Source organism: Burkholderia sp. BCC1638, from assembly GCF_902833195.1.
Lineage (GTDB): Bacteria > Pseudomonadota > Gammaproteobacteria > Burkholderiales > Burkholderiaceae > Burkholderia > Burkholderia diffusa.
Window position 1 is genome coordinate 127,582 of the sequence record NZ_CADFEC010000015.1, and the last position, 8,143, is coordinate 135,724.

General features: G+C 65.0%; 4 protein-coding genes. All 4 read left to right on the forward strand.

The genetic code is table 11. From position 1 onward, the window contains the following. Nucleotides 1–8: 8 nt before the first annotated feature. A complete protein-coding gene (tssH, locus tag HWX22_RS19245; RefSeq protein WP_175916218.1) occupies nt 9–2,678 on the forward strand; it encodes a type VI secretion system ATPase TssH in 2,670 nt (889 codons plus the stop codon). A gap of 44 nt (nt 2,679–2,722) precedes the next feature. After that, nucleotides 2,723–3,844, forward strand: coding sequence for a type VI secretion system protein TssA (gene tssA / locus HWX22_RS19250; RefSeq protein ID WP_059532808.1), 1,122 nt, complete (start codon nt 2,723–2,725; stop codon nt 3,842–3,844). Between the two features lie 65 nt (nt 3,845–3,909). Then, nucleotides 3,910–6,591, forward strand: coding sequence for a type VI secretion system Vgr family protein (locus HWX22_RS19255; RefSeq protein ID WP_175916219.1), 2,682 nt, complete (start codon nt 3,910–3,912; stop codon nt 6,589–6,591). 2 nt (nt 6,592–6,593) lie between these two features. Beyond that, the gene (locus HWX22_RS19260; RefSeq protein WP_175916220.1) at nt 6,594–8,000 is read left to right on the forward strand and encodes a hypothetical protein; all 1,407 of its coding nucleotides are present in this window, start codon (nt 6,594–6,596) and stop codon (nt 7,998–8,000) included. Nucleotides 8,001–8,143: the final 143 nt, after the last annotated feature.

Here is an 8,143-nt window from a genome sequence, read left to right on the forward strand (position 1 = left end):
TCGACGCCATGAGCACGCCTCTGAAGACCCTGATCACGAAACTGAATCCGCTGTGCCGGCACGCGACCGAGCGCGCGGCGAGCGCGTGCCTGGCGCGCGGCCACTACGAAGTCGATCTGGAGCATCTGTTCCTCGCGCTGCTCGAGGAAGCGACGGGCGACCTGCCGCTCGCGCTGCGCGCGAGCCGCGTTGATCCGCATGCGCTGCGTGCCGATCTCGAGCGTGAACTCACGCGCCTGAAGACGGGCAACACGCGCACGCCGGTGTTCTCCGTGCACCTGATCGCGCTGTTCGAGCAGGCCTGGCTGATCGCGTCGCTCGATTCGCAGCTCGGCCGCATCCGCTCGGGGCACCTGCTGCTCGCGCTGCTGACCGCGCCCGATCTCGCGCAGTTCGCGCAGCGCATGTCGTCGCAGTTCGCGGAAATGAACGTGACGGACCTGAAGCACAAGTTCGACGAGATCATGGCCGGGTCGAGCGAGGCCGAGCCGCGCCAGGCGGATGCGGAAGACGGCGACGTCGCGCCGGTTGGCGACGGCGCCGCGCCCGCGGCCGGCCCGTCCAAGACGCCCGCGCTCGACACGTACACGACCAACCTCACGCAGCGCGCGCGCGACGGGAAGATCGACCCGGTGATCGGCCGCGAAGCCGAGATCCGCCAGGCGATCGACATCCTGATGCGCCGCCGCCAGAACAACCCGATCATGACCGGCGAGGCCGGTGTCGGCAAAACGGCGGTCGTCGAGGGCCTCGCGCTGCGGATCGCGGCGGACGACGTGCCGCCGCCGTTGCGCGGCGTCGCGCTGCACGTGCTCGACATGGGCCTGCTGCAGGCCGGCGCGAGCGTGAAGGGCGAGTTCGAGAACCGACTGAAGAGCGTGATCGACGAGGTGAAGAAGAGCGCGCACCCGATCATCCTGTTCATTGACGAGGCGCACACGATCATCGGCGCGGGCGGCCAGGCCGGCCAGAACGACGCGGCGAACCTGCTGAAGCCGGCGCTCGCGCGCGGCGAACTGCGCACGATCGCCGCGACGACGTGGAGCGAATACAAGAAGTACTTCGAGAAGGATGCGGCGCTCGCGCGGCGCTTCCAGGTCGTGAAGGTCGAGGAGCCGAGCGAGCCGCTCGCGGCCGCGATGCTGCGCGGGATGTCCGGGCTGATGGAGAAGCACTTCAACGTGCGGATTCTCGACGACGCGATCACCGAGGCCGTGCGCCTGTCGCATCGCTACATCAGCGGCCGCCAGCTGCCGGACAAGGCGATCAGCGTGCTCGACACCGCGTGCGCGAAGGTCGCGCTCGCGCACAGCGCGACGCCGGCGGCGATCGACGACACGAAGAAGCGCATCGAGCGCATCGACGCGGAAATCGCGTCGCTGGAGCGCGAGGCGTCGGGCGGCGCGGCGCACGACGAGCGGCTCGGCGAGCTGCGCGGCGCACGCGACACGGCGCTCGCGCAATTGACCGAGGACGAGGCGCGCTATGAAGCCGAGCGTGCGATCGTCGCCGAGATCACCGTGCTGCGCGAGACGCTCGACAAGGCGCGCGGCCCGTCCGAAGACGGCGAGCCGGTCGACGTGCCGGCCACGCGCGAGAAGCTGGCCGAACGCGTCGCGGCGCTGCATGCGCTGCAGGGCGGCGAGCCGATGGTGCCGCTGCAGGTCGACGGCCACGTCGTCGCCGAGATCGTCGCCGCGTGGACGGGCATTCCGCTCGGCCGGATGGTGAAGGACGAGATCGACACCGTGCTGAACCTGCAGCCGCTGCTGACCGCGCGCGTGATCGGTCAGGACCATGCGCTCGACGCGATCGCGCAGCGCGTGCGCACGGCGACCGCGAACCTCGAGGATCCGAACAAGCCGCGCGGCGTGTTCATGTTCGTCGGCCCGTCGGGCGTCGGCAAGACCGAGACCGCGCTCGCGCTGGCCGACATCCTGTACGGCGGCGAGCGCAAGATGGTCACGATCAACATGAGCGAGTACCAGGAAGCGCACAGCGTGTCGGGCCTGAAGGGTTCGCCGCCGGGCTACGTCGGCTACGGCGAGGGCGGCGTGCTGACCGAGGCCGTGCGCCGCAATCCGTATTCCGTCGTGCTGCTCGACGAGGTCGAGAAGGCGCACCCGGACGTGCTCGAGATGTTCTTCCAGGTATTCGACAAGGGCACGATGGACGATGCCGAAGGGCGCGAGATCGACTTCCGCAACACGCTGATCATCCTGACGTCGAACGTCGGGTCGGCGGCGGTGATGCAGGCATGCCTGAACAAGCCGGCCGAGGAGCTGCCCGATCCGGACGCGCTCGCCGAGGCGCTGCGGCCGCAGCTGTACAAGACGTTCAAGCCGGCGTTCCTCGGCCGGATGAAGGTCGTGCCGTACTACCCGATTTCCGACGACGTGCTGGCCGAGATCATCGCGCTGAAGCTCGAACGGATCCGCCGCCGCATCGAAGCGAACCACAAGGCCGCGTTCGAGTGGGACGAATCGCTCGTCGACGCGGTGCTCGCGCGCTGCACCGAGGTCGATTCGGGCGCCCGCAACGTCGACCACATCCTGAACGGCACGCTGCTGCCGGAGATCGCGGGCCACGTGCTCGGCCGGATCGCCGACGGCGCGGCCATCGCGCGCATCGCGGTGCGCGCGGACGAGGCCGGCGAATTCGCGTACACGGTCGAATGAGCCCGCGCGCGCGACATCTCATGCATCAACGGATTCACTGAACCATGCCGATCAATCTCCCCGAGCTGCTGACGCCGATCAGCGACGCGTCGCCCAGCGGCGACGACCTGCTGTTCTCGAACGAATTCGACGCGATCCAGGACGCGCGGCGCTATGACGATCCGACGCTCGACCAGGGCGAGTGGGTGACCGAGATCAAGGAGGCCGACTGGGGCTTCGTCGTCGATCACGCGGGCGAGCTGCTGCGCACGCGCACCAAGGACCTGCGGCTCGCCGTGTGGCTGACCGAGGCGCTCGCGCTGGAGGACGGCATCACCGGCCTCACCGAAGGTTATGCGCTGCTGGAAGGCCTGTGCCGAGACTACTGGGACACCGTGCATCCGCTGCCCGAAGGCGACGACGTCGAATACCGGCTCGGCAACGTCGCGTGGCTGTCCGGCCGCACGGCCGAGCTGCTGCGCGGCATTCCGGTGACGGACGGCGCGTCGAACGCGTTCACCACGCTCGACTGGGAAGTCGCGCTGCACGTGGCGCAGGCCGTGAAGCGCGACCCCGAACACGCCGACGACATCGCGCGCGGCAAACCGTCGGTCGAGCAGGTCGATGCGTCGCGGCGCGTGACGTCGATCGCGTTCTACACGACGCTGCTCGCGAACCTGAAGGCGTTCGAATTCGCGCTCGATGCGTTCGAGGAGCGGCTCGTCGAACGCGCCGGCGATTCGGCGCCGAGCTTCCGGCAGGCGCGCGACGCGTTCGAGACCGTGTATCGGCTCGTCGAGCGCTTCGCACGCGAGCAGGGTTATACGGGGAGCGCGCCGCATGCGCCGTCGGCGCCGCAGGCGCAGCCCGAGCGTATCGAGCCGAGCTTCGGCGACACGTTCCACAGCGAGGAGACCCACGTGCAGTCGCAGACCGCTCCGCGTCCGCCGGTGACGCAGATGATCGCCGGCATCCAGAACCGTGCGCAGGCCGTCGACCAGCTGCGTGCCGTCGCGCGTTACTTCCGCCAGACCGAGCCGCACAGCCCGGTCGCGTATCTCGCGGACAAGGCCGCCGAATGGGCCGACATGCCGCTGCACAAGTGGCTGGAGAGTGTCGTGAAGGACGACGGGTCGCTGTCGCACATCCGCGAACTGCTCGGGGTAAGGCCCGACGAGCAGTCCTGAACGACGGAACCTTGACCTGAGAGCGCGGGCCCGGCTGGCTCGCGGCAACAAGAACAGGAAGACGCATGAACGTGACCGAACTGGCACAGGCGATCCGCGGCGGCCTGATTCAGCAGGACCGCTTGCTGAAGACGGACATCCCGTCGCTGCCGAACAATGCGCTCGTGCCGCGCCGCGCCGTGACCCGTTCCGAGCTGGGTCGCGATTTCAGCGTGACGCTCGATCTGGTGTCCACGGCGAGCGACGTCGAGCTCAAGACGCTGATCGCGCAACCGATCACGCTGTGGATCCAGCAGGCGGACAAGTCGTATCTGCCGATCAACGGCTATGTGCACACGGCGCGGCGGCTCGGCGCCGACGGCAGCCTGTCGAGCTATCAGCTGCGCTTCGCGTCGTGGATGCATTTCCTCAAGTTCCGCAGCGACATGCGGTACTGGCAGGACAAGCCCGTCGACGCGATTCTCGCCGACGTGTTCGACATGCATCCGCAGGCCAGGGGCCGATACCAGTTCGCGTTGTCGAAGCCGTTGCCGTCGCGGTCATACTGCCGGCAGAGCGAAACGGACTGGAACTTCGTGCATCGGCTGATGGAGGACGAAGGGCTGTTCGGTTTCTGGCGGCACGGCGAAGACGGGAAGTCGCACACGCTCGTCATCACCGACGACGTGCATGCAGTCGATGCGCTGTCGCCGAATGCCGTCACGTTCGACCGCTCGGGCACGGGCACCGAAACGGCCGGTTTCACGCAATGGGCCGCGTCGCGGACGTTGCAAAGCACGCTGCACACGACGCGCACGTTCGACTACAAATCGCCGTCGTCGGCGGGCAATCCGAACGGCACGTCGCTGCCTACGAAGGCCGGCCAGGGCGACCTGCCGGGCCAGGCGGAAATCTACGAATACACCGGCGCGTACACGTATCTGAGCCAGGACCGCGGCGAACATCTGTCGAAGATTCGCCTCGAGGAGTGGGAGTCGCGCGCGAAGCGCTTCTTCGGCGTGGGCGGCGTGCGCGCGATCGATGCCGGCCGGCGCTTCACGCTGACCGGTCATCCCGAGCACGATCGCGATTCGGCGAGCGATCGCGAATTCGCGGCCATCGGCGTCACGCGTTACATCGAGAACAATCTGCCGATCTCGGACCACGAAGCGAACTTCCCGCATAGCCTGCAGGACCAGTTGGCGCAGGCGAAGGTCGGTCATGGTGAGGCGGCTGCGTTTCAGGTCGGGCATGACGACGGTTCCGCCGGGTTCTATCTCGTCGAGGTCGAGGCGCAGCGCGCGAGCGTGCCGTATCGCAGCCCGTTCGAGCACCGCAAGCCCGCGATGCAGCTCGAGACGGCCGTCGTCGTCGGGCCGAAGGGCGAAGAGGTGTACACCGACGAGCTGAACCGGATCAAGGTCATGTTCGTCTGGGACCGGCAAAGCGAAGGCCGCGAGACGGCATCGTGCTGGATGCGCGTCGTGCAGTCGGATACCGGCGGCGGCTACGGCGGCGTGCATATTCCGCGGGTCGGCGAGGAAGTGCTGATCGGCTACATCGGCGGCGACTGCGACCGGCCGATCGTCATGCATCGCGTGTACAACGGCGCCGTCAAGCCGCAGTGGCATAGCGACGGGATCCTGTCGGGCTTCCGGTCGAAGGAGTATGCGGGGTCGGGCCACAACGAGATGGTGCTCGACGACGCGACCGGGCAGAACCGCGCTCGCCTGTTCAGCAGCAGCGCGAATTCGCTGCTTCACCTCGGCTATCTGATCGAGCAGAACGGCAATACGCGCGGTGCGTATCTCGGTTCCGGCTTCGACCTGCGCACGGATGCGTACGGTGCGATGCGCGCCGGGCAGGGTTTGTACGTGACGACGCATCCGAAGCAGGCGAACAGCCAGCCGCTCGACGTGAGCGAAGCGAAGCAGCAGCTGGCCAATGCGCAGGGGCTGGTCGAGTCGATGTCGCAGGTCAGCGAGATGCATCAGGCGGAGAGTCTCGGCGCCGGTCACGATGCGCTGAAGCAGTTCACCGATGCAACGCAGAACAGCGTGGCGGGTGCGACGACGGGCGGCGGCAGGACCGGCGGCGGCGGGACGGGGAATGCGAATGCGTTCAAGGAGCCGGTGATGCTGTTCGCGAGCCCGGCGGGGATCGGGGTGGCGTCGCAGCAGTCGGTGCATCTGGCAAGCGACCGGCAGACCAATATCGTCAGTGGTCAAAGTACGTTCATCACCAGCGGGAAATCGCTGGTGGCGAGCGTCAAGGAAAAGCTGAGCCTGTTCGCGCAGAACGCGGGGATGAAGCTGTTCGCCGGGAAAGGTGCCGTCGAGATACAGGCGCAGAACGACAACGTCGAGATGGTCGCGCAGAAGACGATCAAGGTGCTGTCGGCGACCTCAACGATCGAAGGCGTCGCGAAGGAGGAGATTCTGCTGACTTCCGGTGGCGCGTATGTCCGGATCAAGGGCGGCAACATCGAGATTCATGCGCCGGGCAAGATCGACGTGAAGGGCGGACAGCATGCGTTCAGCGGACCGACGAGCATGCACAAGACGTTCAAGGCGGAAGGCAAGAAGGCAGACATGCGGATCCGCTATGTGGATGCCGACGGCAACGTGCCGCACGGGGAGCCGATCAAGTTCACGACGGAAGACGGGACCGAGCATAGCGTCGCGCTCGACGCGGAAGGCAAGGCGGAATTGAAGAACATCGATTTTGACGAGTTCGTGGCCAGTCAGGTCAAGCGGACGGGAGAGTGAAAATGGGCGGCAAGGCGCTTGTTCAACATAACGTTTGTATTGATCTGCCGGGGGAGCCGGTGAGTTGCTGGGCCGAGTCGGATATCACGGTGCTGCTGCGCAAGCATCGGGATGTCATTTTTGATTTTCATATAAGCAAAGGCGCGACTTACACCGTCGAGGCGCCGGAAGACTGGATGTATGACGTCGCGCAAAAGAAGCGTGTGAAGCAGGGGCGTTTCGCGGACGGCCAGCGCTACCACATCTGGATCGGACGCGATTTCAAGGGCGAATTGGTGTTGAAGCGCGACGGGAAGGTGTTTCAGCGATATTCAATGCTTCAGTTTGGCCTGGTTGACGGTAGCTCCGATCCGAAGGCCAAACCGGAACCGATCATCATCGCAATGAATCTCAACACGTCGACTAGTCAGCCCCCGTTTGCAGCAACGCAGGTGGGCCGGCTTGGCATGCCGATCGGTTCAAGTCCGGAAGGGGCCGTGCTTCGGCCGCTACAGACGTTTGAACCAGACCCATTGTCTATCGGACAGGCGGGAGCATTTCCCCTACCTATCAATTTGAGTCCCGATGCCGACGTTAAGTCGACGCAGTATGCACACGTAACCGAAGTCAATCTTGCCGCGGTGCCCCACGAAATCCTAGATGCGCTGTCGTCAGGAGGCGCGGAGGAAACCGCGATTGATCCAAACAAGATTGCGACGCGCAACTGGCTGACGGCCCAACTTGCCGGAGTCGCTGCGTTCCTTAACGACAACAAGAAATGGGCAAGCGAGCTTTGGTCGCAAAAATTTCGATTAGTAAAGGTCGTTCATAAGAATGCTGGGGAGAAGTGGTACGTCGTGTTTTCGGGCAACCAGAAATTGCGTCAGCTAATGTCTGCGGCGCGATATGGTGTGCAGCACGAAAAGGTGTTGACGATCGCAGGCGGCGCCGGCAACGCCGCGTCCCGCGCGGCCGCGGCGAAGGAGGCCGTCAAGGGGGCGTTCAAAAATGCCGGGAGAATCGCGTTCGTCTTTACGATTGCATTGGATACGGCCGAGTGGCTGCGTGACTACGAGCAGATCGATCATGAAGGCAAGCGCCGCAAGCATGTCTCCGATTTGCTTGGGAAGATTCTTATTGATGTCACCAAGGCCGGACTGAATGCGGCCGTCACGTCGCTTGTCATTGGTTTGATTGTTGGATTCTTCGGCACAGCTGGCTTGCCCGTATGGGGGATCGTGGTTGGTACCATCGTCGTTGCGTGTGCGGTGGGGTACGGTCTGGATTATCTGGACAAGAAGGTCCATGCGACTGAGATTGTTACTGCCGGTTTCAAATGGCTAGGCGAGTCGCTTAAAAGCGCGGCAACCTATCTGGAGAAGGTCATGCCGAAGGACTACGAGGGCTATCCGATGATGTTTACGCCTTGATAGTGCGTAATGCTCTAGGGAAACACTGATTAATAGGCGATCGCGCGAGGTGGTCGGCGATGTGGGCGGGGAATGGCCGGATACCGAAGCGAAGCGCCGCCCATTCGGAGAAGTTTGCCCCGAGGATGCACCTTATTTCTCGC

Bases quoted from the DNA above. Each gene is read 5' to 3' on its own strand.
- HWX22_RS19260 (WP_175916220.1), top strand. From the start codon at position 6,594: ATGGGCGGCAAGGCGCTTGTTCAACATAACGTTTGTATTGATCTGCCG.
- tssH (WP_175916218.1), top strand. From the start codon at position 9: ATGAGCACGCCTCTGAAGACCCTGATCACGAAACTGAATCCGCTGTGC.
- HWX22_RS19255 (WP_175916219.1), top strand. From the start codon at position 3,910: ATGAACGTGACCGAACTGGCACAGGCGATCCGCGGCGGCCTGATTCAG.
- tssA (WP_059532808.1), top strand. From the start codon at position 2,723: ATGCCGATCAATCTCCCCGAGCTGCTGACGCCGATCAGCGACGCGTCG.